The following is a 23,307-nucleotide window of genomic DNA, read 5'->3' on the forward strand; positions in this document are numbered from 1 at the left end:
GATGAGCGCCGACGGTTACAGCGCGCACGACCGCGAACGCCTGGTCCTGGAGGGCCCGAAAACCGCCGGGCTCACCAGCGACAGCAACGGCCATCGCAGCGATTTCTCCCGCGACCGCGCCCGCGTGCTGCATTCGGCCGCCTTGCGCAGACTGGCCGACAAAACCCAGGTCATGGGCCCGCGCGACGGCGACACCCCGCGTACTCGGCTCACCCATTCGATCGAGGTCGCCCAGATCGGCCGCGGCATCGCCGACGGACTCGGCTGCGATCCCGATCTGGTCGATCTGGCCGGACTCGCCCACGACATCGGCCATCCGCCCTACGGCCACAACGGCGAGCAGGCTCTCGACATCTGGGCCGACCGATACGGCGGTTTCGAAGGCAACGCCCAGAATCTGCGCATCCTCACCCGGCTCGAACCCAAGGTGCTGGAGGCCGACGGCACCAGCGCTGGCCTCAACCTGACCCGAGCCGCTCTCGACGCCGCCATCAAGTACCCGTGGCAGCGCGCCGGTTCCGGCACCAAGTTCGGCGCCTACGACATCGACGCCGACCGGCTGGCCTGGGTGCGCAAGGGTGCGCCGCCGCGCAGGCAGACCCTGGAATGCCAGATCATGGATTGGTCCGACGACGTCGCCTATTCGGTGCACGACGTCGAGGACGGCATCATCGCCGGGCGCATCGACCTGCGCGCCCTGGCCGATCGTGTCGAGCAACGCGCACTCGCGGAGATGGGGCATGTGCACCATCGGTCGCTGTCGGTCGACGATCTGGTCGCCGCCGCCCAGCGGTTGTCGGAGCTGCCGGTGGTGCGCCGGGTGTTCACCTATGACGGCTCGCTCACCGATTCGGTCGCCTTGAAGCGGTTGACCAGTGAACTCGTCGGGCGGTTCGCCACCGCGGCGGTGGTCGACACCCGCCGGGTCGCCGGGCCGGGACCGCTCACCCGATATGCCGCTGACCTGGAGATATCGCCGATCGTGGCCGCCGAGGTCGCCATCCTCAAAACGGTGGCGCTGCGCTACGTCATGTCCGATCCGGATCACAAACTGCGTCAGGCCGCCCAGCGCGACCGCATCACCGCCGTCGCCGAGAGCCTGCTGGCGGCCGCGCCCACCGGTCTCGACCCGCTGCTGCTGCCGTGGTGGGACGCCGCCGCCGACGACACCGCGCGGGTGCGGGTGATCGTCGACCAGATCGCGTCCTATACCGAGAGCCGGTTGGAACGGATCGCCGCTCGGCTCGCGCACTGATCGCGGTCGCACACTGCTCGGTGCGCGTCCGCGCACAGCTCGACCGGTGCGTAGCACCGATCGAGTCCGCCCGAGGCCGGCTCCTGGCAGCGACGGCTCCGCGGCCCGCGTCCGGCGCCGCCCGCTAGACTTCAACAGTGCCCGGACGAATCCCAGATCGCGATATCGCTGCGATACGCGAACGCGTCCGGATCGAGGACGTGGTGGGGGAGTACGTCGCGCTGAAGCGGGGCGGCGCCGACTCCATGAAGGGCCTGTGCCCGTTCCACGACGAGAAATCACCGTCGTTCCATGTGCGGCCGAATCACGGCCTGTTCCACTGCTTCGGTTGCGGTGAGGGCGGCGACGTCTACGCCTTCATCCAGAAGATCGAGCACGTCGGTTTCGTCGAGGCCGTCGAGCAGCTCGCCGACAAGGTCGGCTACCAGATCAATTACGAAGGTGGCGGCACCTCGGTCCAGCGCGACCGCGGCACCCGCGCCCGGCTGGTCGCCGCCAACGCCGCGGCCCACGAGTTCTACATGGCCAGGCTGCGCGAACCCGAAGCCGAAGCGGCCCGCGCCTACCTCACCGAACGCAACTTCGACGCGGCCGCGGCCGCCCAATTCGGTTGCGGTTACGCTCCCGCGGGCTGGGACACCCTCACCAAGTACCTGATGCGCAAAGGCTTCGAGTTCAAAGAACTCGAAGCGGCCGGCCTGTCCAGGGAAGGGCGGCGCGGTCCGATCGATCGGTTCCACCGTCGCTTGCTGTGGCCGATCCGCAACCTGGCGGGCGAGGTCATCGGCTTCGGCGCCCGCAAACTCTTCGACGACGACACCATGCCGGGCAAGTACGTCAACACGCCGGAAACGGTGCTGTACAAGAAATCTCAGGTGCTGTTCGGGCTCGATCACGCCAAGCGTGAGATCGCCAAGGGGCATCAGGCGGTGGTCGTCGAGGGCTACACCGACGTCATGGCCATGCACCTTGCGGGTGTGAAAACCGCTGTCGCGGCGTGCGGTACGGCCTTCGGCGACGACCATCTGGCCATCCTGCGTCGGCTGCTGATGGACGACAACTTCTGGCGCGGCGAGATCATCTTCACCTTCGACGGTGACGCGGCGGGCCAGGCGGCTGCGCTCAAGGCCTTCCTCAACGATCAGAAGGTGGCTGCCCAGATCTACGTCGCCACCACACCCGACGGCCAGGATCCGTGTGAGCTGCGTCAGCATTCCGGCGACGCCGCCCTGCGCGATGTGGTGGCCAAACGTCGCCTGCTGTTCGAATTCGCCCTCGACAGCGAGATCGAGAAGCGCAAAGATCCACGCATCAACGACCTCACCCGCGACGGCCAGGTCGAGGTGCTGCGCTGGGGCGTGCCGCTGGTGGCACAGATCAAAGACCACGGCAGGCGCAAGCGCTACGCCACCGACCTGGCCGACCGCACCGGCTGGCTGGACGTGCAGACCGTCTACCGCCGCGTCGAAGAAGAAGCCAAACGGCTGCGCACCGGGGGCACGGCCACCGGTGCGGCGCGTCGTCCGCGTGCGCAGAACGGCACCGATGCCCCGGTGGCACGGCCGAATCCGACCGATCCGACGCTGCTTCCGCAACGCCAGGCGCTCGCAGCCGGGCTGCAATACCCGTCCATCGCGGGCCCGTCGTTCGACGCATTGGAAACCGAGGCCTTCACCCACCCCGCCTACGTGCACATCCGCACCCTGATCGCCGAAGCCGGCGGCACAGCGGCCGGCCTCGTCGGTGCCGAGTGGGTCGGCGCGGTCTCCGACCGCACCGACGACCTCACCGTGCGCGCACTGATCTCGGAACTGGCGAGCGAACCGCTCCCGGTGAAGTCGGCCGACGACATCCCGCGCTTCGTCACCGGTGTTCTGGCCCGCGCCCAGGAAGGTCTGGTCGGCCGCCAGATCGCCGAACTGAAATCGAAACTGCACCGGGTGTCGTCCACCGAACAATCCGAGGCCTATCTGGCGTTGTTCGGTGATCTGGTGGCGCTGGAGCAGTACCGCAAGAGCCTGCTCGAGCAGGCCATGGGCAATTCCGACGACTTCGCCCCGCACTGAGCCGGGCTCGCTGCCGCCGTAACGAATCTGTGCGGCCCGATGATCCATCCGGTAGCCGGGTTCGGCATCGACGGTGGGAGGCGTGGGATGAGACGAGCGGTGTTCGCGGGCCTGGCGGTGTGTGTGGCCATCGGTCTGTCGGGTTGTGATGCGGACAGCCCCACGACGTCATCGGTGTCGAGTGCCTCGGCTACCGGTCGGCCGATCACTGCCGGCACACCGGAACCGGCCACGCCGCCCGGCAGCGAGACCACCCTGCCCTCCCGCGACGACGCCACCGTCGACGCGCGCGACTTCCAGCAGGGCAACTACTACTATTTCCAGTCGCCGACCGGAAACATCATGTGCGGCTTCATCAATGAAGGTGAACTCGGTACCGGTTGCCAGCTCGGCACGACCGCAGTGGTGCCCCCGGAGCTGGCCGATTGCGATACCAGCCGCGCCGACCGCGCTGTGGCAGCGCAGGTCCTCGGCGGCGCGGCCCGGTTCATGTGCGTGAATCAGGGCTTCTTCGTCGGTTCACCCACCGACGGCTCGCGCAAGGGCGGCGGGAACGTGCTCGAGTACGGGGAGACGATCATCGTCCGCGGCACCGCCTGCACGTCGATGCCGACGGGCGTCCGCTGCGATCAGGCCGGGCACGGCTTCATGATCGCCGCGGATCGGCAGTACCTGTTCTGACGGGTCGTCTCAGCGCCGCAGCTGATCGTGCGGCACCAGCACGGTGGTGCGCTCGTCGATCGGCTCCATCGGTTCCAGCGCCGGCCGAGTGCTGAGTTTGTCCGACAGTTTCTGCCTGCTCACCTGGACGAGCTTGCGGGTGACCGGGCTCCCCGTGACCGCGCGAGTAGCCGCGCTGATCTGCTCATAGCGCGCCCGCCCGGCCTTGCTGCCGAGCACATACCCGGCCGCGATGCCGATCATCAACCGCAGCATCTGTTCGAGCTCCTCCCGTTCGCCTGTCCGCGGCCTACATCCTGCCCGAAGCCCACCACCCCTGTCGATCCGCCCACCCCCCAGATGCCCCGCTCAGCGCCCCCTCAACCCCCTCTGACGACACGATTTGGGCCCCCGCCCACCGATACGCTAAAGTTTCACCTCGGCTCGCCCGGAACGAAACGAGCCAACAGGATAGTCCCCTATAGCTCAATTGGCAGAGCAGCCGACTGTTAATCGGCAGGTTTCTGGTTCGAGTCCAGATGGGGGAGCAGGAAAAGGCCTCTGACCAGCAGTTCACTCTGCACGGTCAGGGGCCATTTTCGTACCACGGCCGCCGAACTCGCAACTAAGTCTCAAGAAAGTCGCGTCACGTCCGATTGCGGCGTCATCCTGCGCCGGCTTGCCGAGCCCGGCCATCACCGCACTGTGGACGACCGCAGCCGCGGTGTGATGCACCCGCCCTCGGGCCATGTACTTTCGCTGAGTCATGGCCGGATCGGCGTGCTGCAGGACGTCGGCGGTGACCCTCGCCGACAACCCTTCGTCATCCAAGATCATTGCGACGAGTTTGCGGAACGAGTAGGGGACGACATCGTCCGGTAGCCCGAGGGCCTCGCGGACACGTTGCCATTGATGGTTGACGTTCACCGGGTCGCGCAGTGTCCATTTCGATGTCGGGAAGATCAGGTCAACGTCGTAGTTGCCAGGGGGTGGGCAGTCCCGCTTCCTCTTCCGTAGCAGCTCCCACCGTCGGTCGAGGACCTCAACGGCGAAATCGGGGAGCGCAATCGTGCCTTGGGGATTCTTCGGGTCGTCGTCGTTGACGACGCGGACCAGTCCCTTTCCAGGGATGCGCACGACCTTGCCGACAGTCCGGATTGTCCGGCGTTCCCGGTCGTAGAACGGCCATGCGAGGCCGAGCACCTGGCTGGGGCGTTGGCCGGTTGCGCCCATGATCGCGATAACGTCGGCGAGGTCTGCGCCCTCGCAGAATTGTGCGACCGTCGGAGGGGTATAGGAACGGATCCCTCGCTTCTCCTCGGCTTTGGTCAGTTTCCGTGGGCATGGCACCGTGGACCAATACACCGATGCCAAGATGAAGCAGAACTCATCGACACCAATGTGCGCTGCTACAGCCGCTTGACCCCCTGTCCACCATTCGGGGACCTCAATTTGCCCCGCGACGCCGTCGTGATCACCTCCAAGGTCGGATACTTCCGCGGAACGGCCGCACACGGCTATCAGCCCCTGCACATGCGCCACCAGCTCGAACAAACCCTGCACAACCTCGGCACCGACCACCTCGACATCTACTTCTTCCACCACCCCGACTTCGGCGGCAACGACACCTACCTCGACGCAGCAATCGACACCATGCGCAGATTCCGCGACCAAGGGCTCATCCGCGCGATCGGCATGCGCGGGCCACACCGGCACGCCCTTGACCGGCTCACCGGCGCCACCACCGGCAACAAATACCAGCGCTTCGTGCAACTGTTCAACAACATCGACCCAGACGTGCTGGCCGTCCGCGACAACCTGCTCACGCCCCAATCCCGGGCCGGAATCTTCCAACTCGCCGACCACCACAACTGCGGCGTCCTGATCACCAAACCCCTCGCCCAAGGCCTGCTCACCGGCAGCCACCACCCCACCCGGCCCCGCCAATTCGGACCCGGCGACCACCGATCCCGCAAACGCTGGTTCACACCGACGGCAGTCACGATCATCACCGACGGACTCGACCAACTCCGACGCCTCGCCGGCCCCGACCCCGCTGACCTGATCCGCATCGCTCTGTGGTCGTGCCTGCAACGCAGTGACAACGCCGCAGTCCTGGTCGGAGTCACCAGAGCCGAACAGATCACCACCAACATGACCTGCCTCGGCGACCCGCCGCCTGCCCACACCATCGACACCGCGCGCCGCATCACGGCCGACGTTCAACAGCGGCTAGACGCCACTGGGCAGGTCTTCACCGACGAACCACAACCGAAAGACGCTCACCATGGATGACCGCCGTGCAATCTGCATCTCCTGCGCCGAAATCGAACGCCGCCCCGACTCCCACCTGCTGTGGGACCTCCTCGGCCGCGACATCGGCGAATCGTATCTACTTTACGAAAGCGAGAACTTCATCGTCGTCCCCGGCGCGGGCGCCCTCGTCCCCGGCTACACCCTCATCATCCCGCGCGAGCACATCCTGTCGCTCGGCTACCTCCCAGACCACCTCGACACCGAATTCGACACCCTCCTCACCGGTGTCAAAACCTGGCTCACCGCCGAATTCGGGGCAGAAGCCCATGTTTTCGAGCACGGCGCGAAGAACTTCCGGGAAAAAGGCGGCGCCTGCGCCGACCACGCCCACACCCAAGTCGCCCCGATCGGCACCACCGACATCTACCTCACCGCACTACAACGCGACTTCACCACCACCGAAACCAGCACCTACCTCGACGCCGCCCGCGATACCGTCGCCAGAGGGGACGGGCACCCCTACCTGTTCACCCACTCCGACACCCACGGCGGTGCCATCGCTATCGCCACCGGCGCCAAAAGCCAATACTTCCGCCGCCTCCTCGCCGCACAAATCAGCAAACCCGACGAATGGGACGGCGTACTCTTCCCCTTCCTCGACAACATGCGCGCAACCATCGACGCCGCACTGACACTGCCCAAATACCTGGAACCTGGCACAGAGGGCGGGAGCAGGAAACGGCGGTGACAGTGACAGTCATCTCGGCCACACCGCAGAGCGCCGTCATTTCGATTCAGCTCGCCGAATTTCGTGTTCGCGGTAGCGACTGATCATAGGATCGGGCCGTGCAGCTGCGAGAGTTCATCGGCCCGCCGATCGCCGAACGCGAGCTGACCAGAAATGGCGAGCGGGTTCTGGTCAAGTTCGCACTACCCGCTCAATTCGACGGCGGCAGTGGCTACGGGTGCTCGATCCGAATCGACGGCATCCCAGAACACACGACGGTGTACACGATCGGCGGAGTCGATTCGGAGCATGCGCTGATCCAGGCCCTCCAGTTCGCTGATCGCATCGTCTCCGACGCCGGTTGTCTGTGGAACGCCAGCTCCGATCTCGGACTCGTCCCACCGCGATTCGGCCACGACCTTCTCGCCTGCCTCCGCACGGAAGACGCCGGTGCGCAACGTGAACAGTCGACCGCGTCGGAGCGGCAGCAGTCGGAGAATGCACGGGCGACGGTGAGAACGACGCAATGGGCAGGCAACGATGAGCAACGATGACCAGGATGCTGGGTTCGAGTATGCCCAGCAGGATCCAGCCTTTCGCGACTGGCTGGCAGCCATGGACGCTCAGCGGCGGAGCGTCCGCCACGGCTGTTCCGTCGAACGATTGCGTTCTGGCGGGCTTCTTCGACAAGTGCCTGAAGCTCGAGAGAGGTTGGTTCGTCTATGCCGCGGTGCGGCCTCCGCTGCGCAAGCTTTCGCCAGTAGCGGAGGTAGGTCCGCCGCGCCTTCCGACACCGCTGCCTCGACCCGCTGTGTGTACTCGGCAAAGGTTGGAGTTCGACCATTCTCGTGTGGCGTTCGCAGCAGTGCTTCGGGCTGGACACCGAGGCGAGCGAGAAGTGCCCGTGCGACCTCTAGATCATTGGTGGTCATGGCGCTGCCGACCGATCGCCAAGACCATCGGAGAGCGTGTCCTCGACAACTCCGGGTGGGATGACCGCGACAGTAGCGCACTCCGGCAATGGGATGAGTAGGACGCAATCTCCCGGGAGGATACCGAGGGCGCGGTGAATGGCGACGGGCAGGTGAATCTGCCCGAACGGCCCCACTGTGAAGCGGTGGTCGGACCGGTCGGTACTCCGAATGAGAATCACACCTCGGCTAACGGCGTATGTGATGGCATGACCAGTCCCCCAGCCCATCGCATTGAATGCGGAGCGGCCCGACACTCGCGCTCGGTCACTTACAACCGATGAGAAGAAGGAGAAGCTCGACGAAGCGGTTCGTGGGGCTGTCGCGTAGGCCCGTTGCGGGAGGGGCAGCCCAGACGGCGTGGAGCCAAGAACGGCAGTGAATTGATCGTGTCGAATCAGCATAGGACGCTCTGTTCAATCCTGTGTCTGCCAATTCTCCCGACTCCATGAAACCTGAGATTCAGAGATTACGCCACCCTGGCCTGAGGGACGCCATCGTTCCGCTGGCCCGGCCGCGCCGACCGTAGCGCCGACTGCGTCTCCGGGATACGTCTGCTCATGATACTGCGACCAGCACTACGACGGCCGCCGCGTACTTCCCTGTCAAGCACCCGGAATGGCAGGAGCCCGCGAGGGCGGACTCGGTAGTGCTCGGCACGGTGTCAACGTCATCAACGGCCTCGGTAAACCCAACTCCCACGCCCTGATGATCAAGGAGCCCCTCGTGCTGCCCCGGTACCTCTGGTCAGCGCAACAAGACGCGGATTCCGACCTGCTCGGACATTGTTTCCCTCTGAATCGCTGCTCACGGTGCTCCCGCAGTCAATCACCACGCGCCCCAACACAAGACCGATTCCGAGGTCTTCGACCCTGAACGGTTCGCGCCCGATCGACGACACAGGGGTGAGAGTCATCGGGCCTATTTGGTGAGATGTCGACACTCGGAACGAAGAATAAGCTCTCGCCCTACCAGCAGCGGACATCCGCCGAACAGTAGGCCTCGCCCGCACGTAGCCGCAGGCGAATCCTCCGAACTGCTCGGACAACTCGCGTGTCATGTACGCCGGAACTCGTTGGGAGAGCGGCCGGTCCATCGCTTGAAGGCGTGTGAGAAGTTGGCGAGGTCGCTGTATCCGAGATCCGTGGCGATCTCACTCACCGACATGGATCGGTCGAGTAGCCGCAGCATCGCACGTTCGCGCAGGACTGACTGGCACAACGCGCGAAAGGTGGTCCCCTCCTCGGCGAGGCGACGCTTGAGCGTGCTGGTGGACATCGACAGCTCGTGGGCGACCGACTGGCTACTTCTTCGTCCCGGGTCTTTCTCCAACAGCCGTCGTACCTTCTCCGACAACGGTATGGCTCCGCTGCGCTGGTCGAGAGTTCGTTGCAGATCGACGATGGCGAGTCGATACGCTACGGGATCGGAGAACCGGCAGACCTCGTTGAGCGTGGCGGCAGGGATATGGAGGAACGATGTCGGAGCGTCGAAGAACACGCGCCCGGCTAGCATATTTTCGTGACCGGTCGGGAAGGCTGGCGCCGACCAGCTCAGATGGAGTGATATGGTCCGTACTTCGTCGGCGAGCATGTCGAGCAGCCGCACTAGCGCCGACCCACTGTAGGTGACGACCAGGCAGTCCAGAGCCGGATCACGTGTGTGTCCGGTAAGCCCGACAGTGAGGCCGTGCTCACTTGGATGGAACTGTGGGCTGACCGCTGTCGAAATCAACGGCAGGTATGTGAGCAGCTCTACGATCTCGGCCACCGACCCGGCGCTCACCAGCGGGAAACTCAGCGGGCCGAAGGATGTCAGCTGGGCCTGTTCGGCGAACGCGAAGCCGAGCAGGGTTGCCTGGTCGGCATCGAGCTCGGGGTAGACCTCCCGAAACCAGCGCAGCGGGATCTGGACGTCATTCTTGATCAGGGCCGGCTCGTCGATTCCTTCGCGAACCATGATGTTGCGAAGTTGTGCGACGGTATCTGGGTCAAGCGCTTGGCTCTCGAGCAGCTGAACGAACACGAGCGGGGGGACACCGGCGTCGCCACGGTATGCCCCCATCATTTGATGTCACCGTCATCTCGCTGAGCCGAATTCACAAGTTTCTGCCCCTGTCGAACATAGCCGTCGATCACCTCTTCGGCAAGACTTTTACCAGGTATTCACATCGAGGCTACGTATCAGGAGTTGCCATGGCAGTTGTCACCTTTGTCTCCCACGACGGAGAGAAGCATGAGGTGCCTCTCGAAGAGGGGCGCTCACTGATGCAAGTCGCGACAAACAATGCGGTTCCCGGCATCGACGGTGACTGCGGAGGCGAAGCCGCGTGCGGTACCTGCCATGTGATCGTCGATCCGCACTGGATCGAGCGGGTCGGCTTCTCCGGCCCTGAAGAGGAGGAGATGCTTGCGATGAACCCTGAGCGCCAGCAGACCTCTCGGCTGTCCTGCCAGATGATTGCCTCCGCGGACTGGGACGGTTTGACCGTCCAATTGCCTGAGTTCCAGATGTGACAACGAGAGACGGTTGAATCGTGATGAATATTCCTTCAGCAATCACCGCCAAGGTGCAGTCGACCATCCCGATGGATCTGCAGATCCAAGGCGCACATCTGTACGACAAGACGCGTCGCTGGGTTACCGGGACGAATGGGGAGAAGCTCTTCGTCGAGAAGCCCATCCCGCCTGTCGATGAGGTCGAGCTCGCCGACATCGATCTCAGCAACCCCTTCCTCTATCGTCAGGGGCGCTGGCAGGACTACTTCGAGCGGTTGCGCAACGAGGCTCCGGTCCACTATCAGCCCAACAGTCCGTTCGGTCCATTCTGGTCCGTCACGCGTCACGCCGACATAGTGGCCGTCGACAAGAACCATGAGGTCTTCTCCGCCGAGCCGTTCATTATCATCGGGGCGCCGCCGCGCTTCCTGGATGTCGAGATGTTCATCGCGATGGACCCACCACGCCATGACACGCAGCGGGCCGCGGTCCAGGGTGTTGTCGCACCGAAGAACTTGCGTGAGATGGAGGGTCTGATTCGATCGCGTGTCCAGGAAGTGCTGGACGACCTGCCCGTGAATCAGCCGTTCGACTGGGTACAGAACGTCTCGATCGAGTTGACCGCTCGAATGCTCGCGACCCTGCTGGACTTCCCGTACGAGCAGCGTCGCAAGCTCGTCTACTGGTCAGATCTCGCGACCTCGATGGAGCAAGCCAATGGCGGTCCCTCGGACCTTGACAAGATATTCCCCGGCATGCGCGATATGGCGCGCGGTCTCAGCGCTCTCTGGCACGACAAGGCGGCCCGGACAGCCGGCGGGGAGGAACCCGGCTTCGATCTGATCACCATGTTGCAGGGTAACGAGAACACCAAAAATCTGATCGACCGCCCGATGGAGTTCTTGGGCAACCTCTTGTTGCTGATCGTCGGTGGCAACGACACGACCCGGAACTCGATGAGCGGCGGTGTGCTTGCACTCAACCGCTTCCCTGACCAGTTCGATAAGCTGAAGGCGAACCCGGGCTTGATCCCCAATATGGTCTCGGAGATCATCCGGTGGCAAACTCCGCTGGCCTACATGCGCCGGATCGCCAAGGCAGACACAATTCTGAACGGCCAGTACATCCGCAAGGGCGACAAAGTGGTGATGTGGTATGCCTCGGGCAATCGCGACGAGCGCGTGTTCGAACGACCGGACGAGTTCATAATCGACCGGTCCAACGCCCGCAACCATATCGCTTTCGGCTTCGGCGTCCACCGCTGCATGGGCAACCGGCTGGCCGAGCTGCAGCTTCGGATCCTCTGGGAGGAGCTGCTTCCTCGCTTCGAGAATATCGAGGTCGTGGGGGAGCCCGAGTACGTGCAGTCCAACTTCGTGCGGGGCATCAGCAAGATGATGGTCCGCCTCACTCCGAAGGCAGACGTATGAGTCTACAGCGAGCTCTCATCGTCGGGGCCGGCCATGGTGGAGTCCAACTCGCGGCCAGTCTGCGCCAGGATGGGTGGACGGGCGAGGTCGTCCTCATCGGCGAGGAGCCGACTCTACCCTATCAACGCCCTCCGCTGTCGAAAGCCTATCTGGCCGGGAAGAGCACAATTGACGAGCTCGCGATCCGCAGCGCGGAATTCTATCGCAAGCAGGGAATCAAACTCGTGGATGCGACAGTAGAGGCGATCGATCGATCGGCTGGTCGCCTCGCACTGAGCACTGGCGACGCATTGCCCTATGACAAGCTCGCGCTGTGCACTGGTGCCCGCCCTCGTCGGCTCGCCACCTCGGGCGCCGATCTGGCAGGGGTCTACTACCTACGCACCGCCGCCGATGTCGAGATGATCCGAGCCGCTGCCCGCCCCGGGCGGCGGGCCGTGATCGTCGGCGGCGGCTACATCGGACTGGAGACGGCCGCCTCCCTGCGAGCTTTGGGTCTTGAAGTCACCGTGCTCGAGGCGACCGAGCGCGTCCTCGAACGGGTCACTGCCCCGCAGGTCTCGGCGTTCTTCGACCGAATCCATCGGAACGAGGGCGTGAACATCCGCACGCACGCGCTGGTCGAGGCTGTGTCTGGCGACAGCCGGGTCCGAGAGGTAGTCCTGTCTTGTGGTGAAGCGATTCCCGCCGACCTCGTCATCGTCGGCATCGGCGTGGAGCCGAACACCGAGCTCGCGGCCGCCGCAGATCTGGTCGTCGACAACGGAGTCGTAATCGACGACCAGGCTCAGACCAGTGACCCCGATATCGTCGCGGCTGGGGACTGCGCCAGTCACCGGATGGCCCGTTACGGCCGCCGTATACGCCTGGAGTCGGTGCCGAGCGCCAGCGAGCAGGCCAAGGTCGCGGCCGCGACCATCAACGGGAAGTCCAGGAAGATAGCGGCGCTTCCGTGGTTCTGGTCGGATCAATACGATCTCAAGCTCCAGATCGCCGGCCTCAACACCGGATACGACGAAGTCGTCCTCAGCGGGGACCCAACCGGGGACCGCGACTTCACCTGCTTCTACCTCCGCGCCGGCGAGCTCGTTGCCGCCGACTGTATCAACCGCCCCCGCGACTTCGTATTCAGTAAGCGGGCAATCACGCAGCAACTCCACATCAACCGGGACGAACTGTTGCTCGCCGGCTCGGCCTGAGGCCACGGTCTGTTGGGTGATGGATACGCGGCAGTGCGTGGGGCGGTAGGCCAGCTCAGCGGTGGCTGACCCGCTCTCGCTTCGATGCACCGGTTTTACCCAACCCCCAGCCGATTGCGCGACGTTCAGTGCATAGCAGCCCGTCTCGTGTTCGGCCGATGGTTGCAGCCCCAGCAGTGCACGATTCGGGACTGAACCAGCCGACTCAGTCCTCGCTGAGGAGCTCGACGTCGTCGAGCCGGGTCAGCGGATCGCGCCGAAACAGGAATCGCTGGGGATCGCGTCGGTTGTGTGGAGCCGCATCGTGGTTGCTGCCAACGCGTTGGCGTAGGCGTCACCGACCGACCCGACCGACCGCCGGAGATCCGAGACCGCCAGTGCTTCCACGAGTTTCACTGCGGTGTATCGAGACCTCACATCGGAATGATGTATCGCTCCACCGACCGGAAGACCTTCGCGAGCCCGCAGAGCGACCGCGGGCCGGATCGCCTTCTCCGCAAACGTGGCGTCTTCGCTGGTCGAGCATTCCGAGCCGAGGACGCAGCTGGCGTAGGCATCGACGACGAACGCGGTAGACGAACATCGGTGATCAGGCGGATGTAGGTGAATCGGCCATGAGCCGCGTGTTCTGCGCCAGAACCCGAAACTGCCGGTCCGCCAGGTCGGTCGCTCTCGACGCGGCCTGGTTCGGTTTGGTCATGCCGACCTTCTTGCCGCGCACGATCAGCCACTGCTATCGCGGCCGCTAGTCGCACGAAGAAAGATGTTGCCGCTTCGCGGATTCCGATCGTTCCTCGGATTCCCTATTCGTGCGGTGCAGCTGGCAAATCTCCCTCGCTGCCTCCGTCGACACGCCTTCGGCGCCGCCGGTGTCGACCGCGGCGCGGCGCACCCAATTGCGCAGGGCTTACGGGTCGCTCCGAGCCTCGCAGAGACCGCTTTCATTCCGCCGAAATGCGTGGGCACCACACCCGGGCGGTTCATCTGCCGGAGCTGCCTGGTCGCGATCATTCCCGTCGATCAGGGCTTATGGGTGGACTGGCAATGCCGAAGCAGGCAGTGCGAAACGGCGCCACCCAGCGACGGAAGCGGAGCAAAGTGCAGCCGGAGTAGTGACCGAGGGAGTATCTTCGGTGGCCGATGCCTGCCAACCCGCCCCTGCACCACAACCGCACTTTCCTCGGCCGTAGATGGGCGAGACTGCTCATGTGGATGGTGTCGTCGCACGTCGCGGTTGCTATCGGCCGACTTTCGCCGGGGCGATATCGCTCGGTTGCCAGAGGGTCGCTCGCGCGTCCCGGGATCGATCGAAATCCTCTATTGACACTGCGTGAGCAGCACCACATACTCATACCCTGAGTATCTGGTACTTGCAGTAGTGCACAAGGAGGTGCCGTGAGCAGGGTGCGCTCGATAATGACCCGACGAGGTACGTCATACCGGCGAAGCCATTCCGATCATTCGGAGAACGAGCTATGCCGGATCGTCGACACTTTCCTAGCGGGCGCGCCAGTTGCGTTGCGGAGCGATACTCTTGGTTAGGACGGGAATCTGTGGTAATGCCTGAACGTAGCGCGCTATCGACGTCGACGAGGTTGCTCAGGGAAAACTTTTCCGAAACCGTAGTGTCGGCGCTCAGAACTTTTGGCCGGTCGACGCAGATGGCTTCTGAGTCGGCTGCGGGAGCAGTAAGCGATATCGTTCGTTTGAGATTCCAGTGGCGAGAGGCACTGAATCAAGCTTGGTATCTGATCACCGTTACTGCGATTCCGGCCATCCTGATGGCCGTGCCTTTCGGTGTCATCGTTTCCGTCCAGGTCGGAAACTTGATTCATCAAATCGGGGCGGACTCCCTGCTCGGTGCCGCTGGTGGATTGGGTGTGATCAAACAGGGCGCCCCCATGGCAACAGGGCTGCTGCTGGGTGCGGCCGGAGCGGCCGCAATCGCGGCGGATCTGGGTGCACGTAACATTCGCGAAGAAATCGATGCCATGCGAACGATGGGCATCAGCCCCTTGCACCGACTCGTTATTCCTCGGATGGTGGCGATGGTTTTCGTCGCGCCGATGCTCAATATCTTGATCATCTTCACGGGCGTGATAGCTGGATATGCGGTCGCAATCGGCCCCCAGGGAGTGACCCCCGGCAGCTACTGGGGAACGTTCGGCTCTTTCACCGTTGTCGCGGACATCGGTGTCTCGATAGCCAAGTCCGTGCTGTTCGGATTCATCGTGGTCGTGATCGCGTGCCAGCGGGGGCTCGAGGCAAAAGGCGGTCCGCGCGGAGTGGCGGATGGCGTGAACGCGGCTGTAGTTCTCTCCGTAGTTTCCATCGCCATCACGAACCTCATAATTACTCAGCTGGTGTCGATGTTCCTTCCGACGAGGCTGGCCTAGATGTCGGAGGTAAAGGTTACTCCACCTCGGCTGGCGAGGCTCAGGAGAAGAATAGCGCCGTTCGGAGCGCGCATCGCGCCCCTGGAGTCGATCGGTTTCGTACTCGCGTTCGTTTGGGAGGCGCTGTCCGCGATCCCGTTCACGATCAGGCGATATCGAGCCGAGACTATGCGCGTGATCACGGATATGACATGGGGCCAAGGGTCCATTATCGTCGGCGGTGGAACTGTGCCGATGCTGGTGGTACTCGGTCTGGTGATCGGAGGCTCGGTCGGTGTAGAGTCCTTCACCACTCTCAACCTGATCAGCATGGGGCCGGTGACCGGCATCGTTTCGGCCTTTGCCAATACACGGGAACTTGCACCGATTGCTGCGGGCGTCGGGTTCGCCGCACAAGCCGGATGCCGTATTACGGCCCAAATCGGCGCTATGCGGATCTCCGAGGAGATCGATGCACTCGAGTCGCTTGGACTGCGATCGATACCGTTCGTTGTGACCACCCGGGTCATCGCCGGGGCCGTGGCAATCATTCCGACATTCTTGATCGCCTTGATCCTGAGTTATGCCGCTTGTCGCGCGGTGATCGTGCAACTTCATGGCCAAGCCGCCGGTGTCTACGATCACTATTTTTATCAATTCATCAGCGGCTGGGATGTGACGGCCTCGGTGATAAAGGTTCTCGTATTCGGGACGGCTGTGATTCTTATCCATAGCTATCATGGGTTCTTCGCCGTTGGTGGGCCAGAAGGCGTCGGAATCGCATCTGGACGTGCTGTCCGAGCAAGCTTCGTGGCAATCATCGGTTTGGATATGGTGTTGACCCTCCTCCTGTGGGGCGTCAACTCCTCCATCGAATTTACGGGGTGAGAAACGATGTCTCGCTATGAAATGCCGGGTGTGTCGACATCGAAGCGGTCATCGGTCATGCTGGGTGTTCTCGCCGTGATCACAGTGATCGTAGTAGCCTTGACCTGGACTGTTGTGATGGCCCTACAGGATGATAATCGAATAGTGGTACTGCTGCGTACCGAGTCCATCGGCGACGGAATCACCGTCGGAACACCCGTTCGATTCGACGGTATCGAGATAGGTGATGTTTCGGCGATCGAATCGGACGATGGGGCGAAACAATTGATTCTCAGACTGGAAAGCGCCGAATCGGCAGGTCTCACGGACGGGCTGTTCGTCGACTACTCGCCATCGAACTTGTTCGGCATCAGTGAAATTGCGCTGAAACCAGGTGATGGTGGGGCTCCATTACGGGATGGCAGTATCGTCGATTTGACGGGGCCGCGAGCCGACCGGCAACGAGACGCAACGATGGGTGTTCTCATCCGCAGCGTAGCTCAAGCAACTGGAGACATTCTCGTCCCGGAATTGACCGAGATCCTGACACGGGGCGCGACAATAGCCCGGCAATTCACACCTCTCATGGAGGCAATCGTTGTATCCAGCCGGAACATTGCTGAAACCCAGACGATGCCGATATCGCAGCTGCTGGACCAATACGGTTCCATGCTAGTCGGGACTGCATCGATGATCGACGGTACGGTCGGCCTCATAAATCGGCTCACCACGATCGAGATCTTGAATACAGATCGTGAGCTGTTCGATTCGACAGTCAATACTGTAGGTCGGGAGTTCTTTCCTGGGCTGGCGGAAACTCTATTCGCGGCTCAGGGTCATCTGTCGGACTATGCGGCTATGCTCGCTCCGGTTCTGTCAACGGCCACTAAAATGGTACCTACCCCCGGCGCCTCGAGCATGCAGCTCACTGAACTCCTATCACGTCTAGACCGATCATTCACGTCGACTCCAGACGGTCCGATTCTGAACATCGAGTTGGTTCTCGATATGGTTCCAGCGTTCACCGCGTTCTTGCCGGGTCTTCCGCCGACATCCAACATCGGAGGTGGCCGATGACAAGACAGCGAAGTTTTCTGGCGACCAGCGCAAAACTTATCGTGTCTGCCGTCGTGATCACTGTGCTGCTCGCGATCATCGTTCAGACGGTGCAACGCCCCGTATCTGGAGACGTGGTAGAATTCTCGGCTGAATTCGTCGACGCGAACGGCCTCAAGGCCGGCGACGATGTCCGTATGGATGGTCTTCGAGTTGGCGAGGTACGATCGATTACCTTGGATGCCAGTGGTCGAGCGGTGGTTGGATTTGCGGTCCAGCGCAATCACCCGATCTACGAGAACACTGTGCTGGCGATTCGCTATCAGAACCTCGTAGGACAGCGATATCTCGATGTTCAACAATCATCGCCGACCACAGCGGAGTTGACGGCCGGACATAAGATCGATATTGCCAACACGATCCCGTCGTTCGACATTACGGATTTATTCAACGGCTTACAACCGGTACTCGCAGAGCTGTCGCCCGAAGCGGTGAACAAGTTCGCAGAGAACATGATCGCTGTCATCGAGGGAGACGGAGCGGGCGTCGGTTCCGTCCTCGACTCTATCGAAGCCTTGTCCAACTATGCGCTGGACAGGCAAGCGGTAGTCACCGTTCTGGTCGGAAATCTCAAAGAGATATCCGACCATATCGGTGGCCGATCCTCGCATCTCGTCCGACTTGTCTCGGAGCTGGCCTCGGTTGTGTCCACGTTGCGTAGCAAGGTGGATGGAATTGTCGAATTCGCCCTCATGGCACCAGACGTGATCGCGCCATTGAACGGCCTTCTCGAGGCCTTCGGCTTGACGGCCGGACCTAACGCCGATGCCGATGCCCTGTTGGGGGCAGTATTTCCGGACCCGGAACAGGCGGTCGAGGTGCTGCGGAAGCTGCCGGCCGTTCTCGAGACACTGAATGCGTGGGTTCCCGCCGATGGACCGGTCATCAATCGTAACTGCTCGAACGGCAACGCCGAAGTTCCGGCGCCGTTACATGTGTTGATCAGTGGGCAAAGGATCTCGATATGCGAGCGGTGATCAGTAAGCTATTCCGTGTTCGCGGGGGTACCGCGTTGCAGACGGTGAGTGCTCCCCTTCGAAGCATGGACCGAGAATTGCGCTGGGCTGCCGTCGGGGCCGCAGTGATGGGAGCGGTCTTGACGGCGAGCGTAGTAGTCTACGTAGTACCTTTCGACGAGTCCACATACTGGGCGGAAATGCCGGAAGTGGGCTCGGTCAAGGTTGGCGATGACGTCCGAATCGCGGGTGTGCCGGTTGGTGCGGTGAAGTCCATCGAGCTGAGCCGAAGGAACGTTCGAATGAGCTTCACCGTCGACAGCGACATCTTCATCGGTGACCAGACGAGTCTCGATATCCGTATGCTGACACTGATCGGCGGCCGCTACCTCGCGGTGACGCCGGCGGGGAATTCTGCGTTACACTCGTCCATTCCCGCCGAGAGGGTCCATCTTCCGTACAGCTTGGGTCGGACTTTTGAGGACGCGATTCGGCCGATCGATGATATCGATGGCGATACGTTGCGGCAGAATTTGACGAACATGAACGCTGCGATTGCCAGTGGACCGTCCGGCATTCGCCGAGCAACAGAGGCATTCGGATCTCTGGTCGACATCCTCGACCGCCAGAACCGTGACATTTCGGACACGCTCGCGATGGCGGACGAGTATCTCGGCGCGATCAACGAGTCGAAGGCGACACTCGGCGGAATGATCGACAGCGTCAATCTGATGGAGACAGTGGGCCTCGACAAAAAGGCCGAGATCTACGAAGCCGTCCGGCTGATGGACGAGCTTCTCGCGCGTATCGCGGGCCTCGAGCCGGCGTATCGATCCAGGTTGCAATCCGTTGCGCGAGCCCTGGCCGACGTCATCCCTGAGCTGGAACGTCTGGGTGAAGAAATGGGACAGGTTGTCACGAATACGCGCGACCTACTGGCGCGGCTCCAGCCGATCGCGTCGTCGAAGGATGGGCTCGTGGTCGACCAATCCGCGACAGTTGTCCAGGTACCGTCGGTGTGTATTCCGGTCCCCGGAAAGGAGTGCTGACGATGAATAAGCTCTTGGCGTCCCGGGGTCTCATGTCCGTTCTCGGTGTCGCGGTCGTATGTGCAATTCTGATCGTCGGATACTTCGTGATCATCGAGCCTCCCAAGAGGATGCGTAGCTATTGCGCGAATATGCCGGATGCAATCGGCTTGTACGCCGGGAACCATGTCACCATGCGAGGGGTCAGAGTCGGCTCGGTGACGCGTATCGAACCTCATGGTGACATGGTCCGTGTCGAATTCGAGGTAGAGGTAAGCCATTCGCCCCGCGGTCAGGTGTCAGCTACCACCGTATCCGACACAATCGTCGCGGACCGATCGCTTGCATTACTCGATGACAGCGAAGCCGAGCATGAATGGGATTCTGGACAGTGCATTACCCGTACACTGACGCCAAAGAGCATGTCGCAGACTATGAATGCGCTGGGCAACCTCGCTGCAGAGATCACCGATGGAAATGATTCGACACAGCGTGAAAGGCTTGCGGATGAGCTCGCGGCCTTAGATGCCGCATTATCCGGAACAGGACCTGAAATGAATGATACGATCCTCAAGTTGGGTCGTGCTCTCAATTCCCCCAATGCTGCTATCGGGCATATCGGTGCGCTCATCGACTCACTGCGATCATTATCGGACAGCATGGCCGGCGGATGGGGCGATATCAAGGCCATGATCACTCGTCTGGCTCCAGGTCTCGAAGTGATCGATCATGGCATCTTTGAGCGCACCGTGTCGATTATCGATTCGTTGCGGATCATTGTGCCATGGTTGAACGAGATTACTTCAATGTTTGGTGACCAAATTCTCGAAGCGCTGAACGCGACAGTCCCATTAGCGCGTCTCGCCCGTGCGAATATCGGCTCGGTACAAGAAATAATCGACCTGACGCCACCGCTGGTGCAGGCTTTTCAGAGGGCGACGGCGCAGGAGGGTGGTTCACCGATCCTGACTTACGCGGCGCCGGTGGCTCAGCTGCCGCCGGCGGACGCAGAGCGGGTATGCGCGGCCATCGAGCGTGTCGTGCCAGGTAGCTGCAAGTCCGCTGAGAACGAGTTGGAGAAGGTTTCGGTTCTTCCGTTGATATTCGGGACGGCAGGTGCGCGGTGATGGTTCTGCGACGAGTCGTATGGGCGCGATCTGCTCGTGAGCGTGGTGGTCGGTTCATCGCTGCGGCCGCGGTGGCAATGGTGTGCATAGTTCCCGGATGTGGATTCGATCCCGCGGAGGTTCCCGTTCCGGGGACCGGAATTTCTGGAGACCGGTACGGTATCCGGATTCTGTTCGCTGACGCCTTGAATCTGCCAGCGCGAGCGAAGGTTACAGTCGATGGTCTGCGAGCAGGGGTCGTGCGCGATGTGTCACTGGTCGACGCGGGCGAGGACCACGACGGGTATGTTGCCGTCGATGTCGACCTGATGGCGTCGGTTCGATTGCCGATCGGCACCACCGCTGAACTCCGCCAGCCGACGATACTTGGCGATGTCTCCATCGCGCTGATGACTCCGCCGACCGGCACGCAGGATGCCCTTCCCCCGGGCGCCACCATCGGATTGGACAAGACGAAGCCGCTGCTGCAGGTTGAGGACACCATGAACGTACTCGCGACCTTCGTCCAAGGAGGAGGGATTCAACAGGCTCAGGAGATAATGAACCGCGTGAACGGGGTGCTGCCGATGGACACTCGGCAGACTGCTTCGATATCCGAGGTAGTCGGTGCGGATATCATTGACCTGGCCAACCACCTGGATGCCGTCGACGCAATGCTGAACGGTCTGCGCGCGAACACGGACGTGGTGCAGCGTCGAACCCCTGAATTGGAGTATTTGCTGACGGAGTCGGGGGTGAGTCAGGCCGCTGCTTCGATGACTTCCATGATCGGGTTGATCACGTTGTACGACGGATTCAAATTGCTCACAGAATCTCTCCGGTGGGTCGGCCCCCTGGCGCAATCGGGCAATGAGGCCGCACGTGCCTTCGTGCCGCTATTGTTCACTCGCCGCCCGCTTGATCTGAACGCCCCCTCGAATTTGAACAAAGCCGTGGCCATTTTGCGCGAAAAGGTTATTCCGTTTGTTGAGCGCGGTCCGAAGGTTAATATTGTAGGCATTGAAGGCGTCGGCCCCATATCGGACGACGATCGGATAGACAGTATTCTTGCGTCGCTGCGGATGATCGGAGTGGTTCGATGAAGTCGAGTTCCGTGCTATCCCTGGTGTCGATCGGAATCGTGCTGGTTTTGGGCACCGCATACCTAGCATTCGGTGTGCTTCGAGTTGATTGGTTTTCTGGCAGGACTGTTGTGACCATGGCGCTGCCGAGGACCGGGAGTTTGCTACCCGGTTCCCCGGTCCTGTTGAGAGGAGTGAAGGTAGGAGAGATCGACTCTATCGACAAGGCCGAGCGTGGTGTCGAATTGGTGCTGGGTCTCGATCCCAAGTACAGGGTTCCTGCGACCGGCAGCGCTACTGTTGAGGACCTTTCGGGGTTGGGGGAGCCCTATATCGAGTTCGTACCGGATACTGATGCCGGGCCCTACCTGGCCGACGGTCAGCGTATCGACGCGGTTGAAGTGGTTCTACCCCGCTCGATACCTGATGTGGCGCATACTGTCACCCATCTGGTCGAGCAACTGAACCCACAGGCGATCAGCAATATCGTCAAGACCTTGGATCAGACGTTGTCGGGAACGGAAGCCGTGATGCCGCGTCTGGCGGCATCGACAACGCTGCTTTCGGAAACGATTCTGAGTAGGTCACCCGAAATCCGTAATATCTTGACGAATTTGCAAACAATGGGTGCTGATATGGAGTGGGCCGAGGAGTCGATGACCGCCGCCGGCCCTCTGTGGGAGGAAGCCGGAGCGTGGGGCGCACTCATCGCGGACTCTCTGGCGCGACTGTCTCGAATCGGCAATATGCCCGGGGACTATATCGAAGGAAACGGACTTATTCCCTTCCTTGATAAAGTGACGTCTTACATCAATGAGATCGGCCCCGATCTTCGTGATCTGGTCCCGGCGGTACAGCCACTGGCGGAAAGCGCGTCGAACTCCATGGCGCAAATCAACATAAGCGACCTGATAGATCGTGCACTCAGTGTCACGGGGGATGGTGCTTTGCGAATGCGGATCGCCGTCAAATAGATGTGAAAGAACGAGAGACACCGGAGCTGATTATGCCCACAGAAGATTCTCATGATACTGACCGCGAAGCTGCGGAAGAAAAGCCGGTTGACGCGGGTGTGCCTCGGACGTCGGTCAAGGGTGGCTCGAGCGCACGCGGGTCGGAGAGGTCGTTCTCGATAAGCCTGCGTTCTCTGGCCTTGGGAACCGCAGTAGCCCTCCTTGTTGTCGCGGTGGCCGTTTCGATTCCGTTGTGGCTCTCGGCTAGGAGCGAGTTGAAAGATCGGGACGCTGTCGTAGCCGCGGAGAAGCGCGCCGAAGAAGTAGCGTCTGAGTATGCAGTCGGAGCCTCGAATATCGACTATCAGAATTTCGACCAGTGGGTTCGTGGTTTGAAGTCCAACGTCTCGCCCGTTCTTGCAAACAAGTTCGATGCCACTGCTCCGCAGCTGAAAGAAATTGTGCTGCCACTGAAGTGGAGTTCTAGTGGAGTTCCCATCGCGGCGACAGTGCGCTCCGAACGATCGGGTGTCTATGTCGTCAATGTGTTCCTGAATGTGACATCGAAGAGTGCGCAGATACCGGAGGGTGCGCAAACGACTGTTACCTATACCGTAACAGTTGACAAGAATCTGGATTGGAAGGTAACAGATGTCGGTGGTGTCGACTCGGCACTCCCGGCCAAATAGTCACCGGGGTTTTTCGACGTTGAGGAGCTTGGAATAATGACTTCGATTTCCAGCGCGGGTGTTCCCTGCCGCC

22 protein-coding genes and 1 tRNA gene are annotated in these 23,307 nt (G+C 61.9%); 19 read left to right on the forward strand and 4 right to left on the reverse strand.

Features of this window, described 5'->3' with window-relative positions; genetic code table 11:
- Nucleotide 1 precedes the first annotated feature (1 nt).
- From AC4HOU_RS28635 to AC4HOU_RS28645, 3 genes are all read left to right on the forward strand, one after another.
- Nucleotides 2-1,255, forward strand: a complete 1,254-nt coding sequence (locus AC4HOU_RS28635; protein ID WP_195021349.1) for a deoxyguanosinetriphosphate triphosphohydrolase — start codon at nt 2-4, stop codon at nt 1,253-1,255.
- Between the two features lie 137 nt (nt 1,256-1,392).
- Complete coding sequence (dnaG, locus tag AC4HOU_RS28640; protein WP_163817285.1) at nt 1,393-3,321, forward strand: DNA primase; 1,929 nt, start codon at nt 1,393-1,395, stop codon at nt 3,319-3,321.
- Nucleotides 3,322-3,408: 87 nt separating this feature from the next.
- Entirely contained in the window at nt 3,409-4,002 is a 594-nt protein-coding gene (locus tag AC4HOU_RS28645; RefSeq protein ID WP_228816051.1) for a DUF6636 domain-containing protein, read from the forward strand.
- A 9-nt stretch (nt 4,003-4,011) separates the two neighbouring features.
- On the opposite strand, the gene AC4HOU_RS28650 is transcribed toward AC4HOU_RS28645, so the two are convergent.
- On the reverse strand, nt 4,012-4,257 hold the full coding sequence (locus AC4HOU_RS28650) for a hypothetical protein (protein ID WP_014349793.1): 246 nt from the start codon (nt 4,255-4,257) through the stop codon (nt 4,012-4,014).
- Between the two features lie 199 nt (nt 4,258-4,456).
- Here AC4HOU_RS28650 and AC4HOU_RS28655 point away from each other — a divergent pair.
- Nucleotides 4,457-4,529 (forward strand) — tRNA-Asn (locus AC4HOU_RS28655).
- Nucleotides 4,530-4,554: 25 nt separating this feature from the next.
- Here AC4HOU_RS28655 and AC4HOU_RS28660 read toward each other — a convergent pair.
- Nucleotides 4,555-5,535 (reverse strand): tyrosine-type recombinase/integrase, encoded by a 981-nt coding sequence (locus AC4HOU_RS28660; protein WP_178128356.1) that lies wholly within the window; start codon nt 5,533-5,535, stop codon nt 4,555-4,557.
- Here AC4HOU_RS28660 and AC4HOU_RS28665 point away from each other — a divergent pair.
- From AC4HOU_RS28665 to AC4HOU_RS28675, 3 genes are all read left to right on the forward strand, one after another.
- Nucleotides 5,452-6,276 (forward strand): aldo/keto reductase, encoded by an 825-nt coding sequence (locus tag AC4HOU_RS28665; RefSeq protein ID WP_197538408.1) that lies wholly within the window; start codon nt 5,452-5,454, stop codon nt 6,274-6,276. The genes AC4HOU_RS28660 and AC4HOU_RS28665 overlap by 84 nt on opposite strands.
- Nucleotides 6,269-6,985: an HIT family protein gene (locus AC4HOU_RS28670; protein ID WP_014349795.1), complete on the forward strand. Its 717-nt coding sequence runs from the start codon at nt 6,269-6,271 to the stop codon at nt 6,983-6,985. Before AC4HOU_RS28665 ends, AC4HOU_RS28670 begins: the two co-directional genes overlap by 8 nt.
- A gap of 98 nt (nt 6,986-7,083) precedes the next feature.
- Nucleotides 7,084-7,518, forward strand: coding sequence for a DUF6968 family protein (locus AC4HOU_RS28675; RefSeq protein ID WP_014349796.1), 435 nt, complete (start codon nt 7,084-7,086; stop codon nt 7,516-7,518).
- Nucleotides 7,519-8,991: 1,473 nt separating this feature from the next.
- Here AC4HOU_RS28675 and AC4HOU_RS28680 read toward each other — a convergent pair.
- A complete protein-coding gene (locus AC4HOU_RS28680; protein ID WP_048833994.1) occupies nt 8,992-9,999 on the reverse strand; it encodes a helix-turn-helix domain-containing protein in 1,008 nt (335 codons plus the stop codon).
- A gap of 131 nt (nt 10,000-10,130) precedes the next feature.
- Here AC4HOU_RS28680 and AC4HOU_RS28685 point away from each other — a divergent pair, with 131 nt between their 5' ends.
- The 3 genes from AC4HOU_RS28685 to AC4HOU_RS28695 are packed head-to-tail and all read left to right on the forward strand — an operon-like array spanning nt 10,131 to nt 13,062.
- Nucleotides 10,131-10,451 (forward strand): 2Fe-2S iron-sulfur cluster-binding protein, encoded by a 321-nt coding sequence (locus tag AC4HOU_RS28685; protein ID WP_036542641.1) that lies wholly within the window; start codon nt 10,131-10,133, stop codon nt 10,449-10,451.
- Nucleotides 10,452-10,474: 23 nt separating this feature from the next.
- Nucleotides 10,475-11,863 carry a cytochrome P450 gene (locus AC4HOU_RS28690; RefSeq protein WP_036542643.1) on the forward strand — a complete coding sequence of 463 codons (1,389 nt, stop codon included), beginning with the start codon at nt 10,475-10,477 and terminating at the stop codon, nt 11,861-11,863.
- The gene (locus AC4HOU_RS28695) at nt 11,860-13,062 is read left to right on the forward strand and encodes an NAD(P)/FAD-dependent oxidoreductase (protein ID WP_014349801.1); all 1,203 of its coding nucleotides are present in this window, start codon (nt 11,860-11,862) and stop codon (nt 13,060-13,062) included. Before AC4HOU_RS28690 ends, AC4HOU_RS28695 begins: the two co-directional genes overlap by 4 nt.
- A 589-nt stretch (nt 13,063-13,651) precedes the next feature.
- On the opposite strand, the gene AC4HOU_RS28700 is transcribed toward AC4HOU_RS28695, so the two are convergent.
- Nucleotides 13,652-13,783 carry a hypothetical protein gene (locus AC4HOU_RS28700; RefSeq protein ID WP_255220970.1) on the reverse strand — a complete coding sequence of 44 codons (132 nt, stop codon included), beginning with the start codon at nt 13,781-13,783 and terminating at the stop codon, nt 13,652-13,654.
- Nucleotides 13,784-14,621: 838 nt separating this feature from the next.
- Here AC4HOU_RS28700 and AC4HOU_RS28705 point away from each other — a divergent pair.
- The 9 genes from AC4HOU_RS28705 to AC4HOU_RS28745 all read left to right on the forward strand — a co-directional run bounded on the left by AC4HOU_RS28705 (nt 14,622) and on the right by AC4HOU_RS28745 (nt 23,234).
- Complete coding sequence (locus AC4HOU_RS28705) at nt 14,622-15,458, forward strand: MlaE family ABC transporter permease (RefSeq protein ID WP_036542646.1); 837 nt, start codon at nt 14,622-14,624, stop codon at nt 15,456-15,458.
- Nucleotides 15,459-16,325 (forward strand): MlaE family ABC transporter permease, encoded by an 867-nt coding sequence (locus AC4HOU_RS28710; RefSeq protein WP_036542649.1) that lies wholly within the window; start codon nt 15,459-15,461, stop codon nt 16,323-16,325.
- Nucleotides 16,326-16,331: 6 nt separating this feature from the next.
- Complete coding sequence (locus AC4HOU_RS28715) at nt 16,332-17,381, forward strand: MlaD family protein (protein WP_081505339.1); 1,050 nt, start codon at nt 16,332-16,334, stop codon at nt 17,379-17,381.
- A complete protein-coding gene (locus tag AC4HOU_RS28720; RefSeq protein ID WP_014349805.1) occupies nt 17,378-18,397 on the forward strand; it encodes an MlaD family protein in 1,020 nt (339 codons plus the stop codon). Before AC4HOU_RS28715 ends, AC4HOU_RS28720 begins: the two co-directional genes overlap by 4 nt.
- A 65-nt stretch (nt 18,398-18,462) precedes the next feature.
- A complete protein-coding gene (locus tag AC4HOU_RS28725; RefSeq protein WP_048833144.1) occupies nt 18,463-19,425 on the forward strand; it encodes an MlaD family protein in 963 nt (320 codons plus the stop codon).
- 2 nt (nt 19,426-19,427) lie between these two features.
- Nucleotides 19,428-20,531, forward strand: coding sequence for an MlaD family protein (locus tag AC4HOU_RS28730; protein WP_127516261.1), 1,104 nt, complete (start codon nt 19,428-19,430; stop codon nt 20,529-20,531).
- A 77-nt stretch (nt 20,532-20,608) separates the two neighbouring features.
- The gene (locus AC4HOU_RS28735) at nt 20,609-21,613 is read left to right on the forward strand and encodes an MlaD family protein (protein ID WP_148280838.1); all 1,005 of its coding nucleotides are present in this window, start codon (nt 20,609-20,611) and stop codon (nt 21,611-21,613) included.
- Entirely contained in the window at nt 21,610-22,566 is a 957-nt protein-coding gene (locus AC4HOU_RS28740) for an MlaD family protein (RefSeq protein ID WP_014349808.1), read from the forward strand. The genes AC4HOU_RS28735 and AC4HOU_RS28740 overlap by 4 nt, the downstream gene beginning before the upstream one ends.
- 32 nt (nt 22,567-22,598) lie before the next feature.
- Nucleotides 22,599-23,234: a hypothetical protein gene (locus tag AC4HOU_RS28745; RefSeq protein WP_178128354.1), complete on the forward strand. Its 636-nt coding sequence runs from the start codon at nt 22,599-22,601 to the stop codon at nt 23,232-23,234.
- The last annotated feature ends 73 nt before the right edge of the window (nt 23,235-23,307 follow it).

It is taken from the genome of Nocardia sp. JCM 38205, assembly GCF_058222935.1.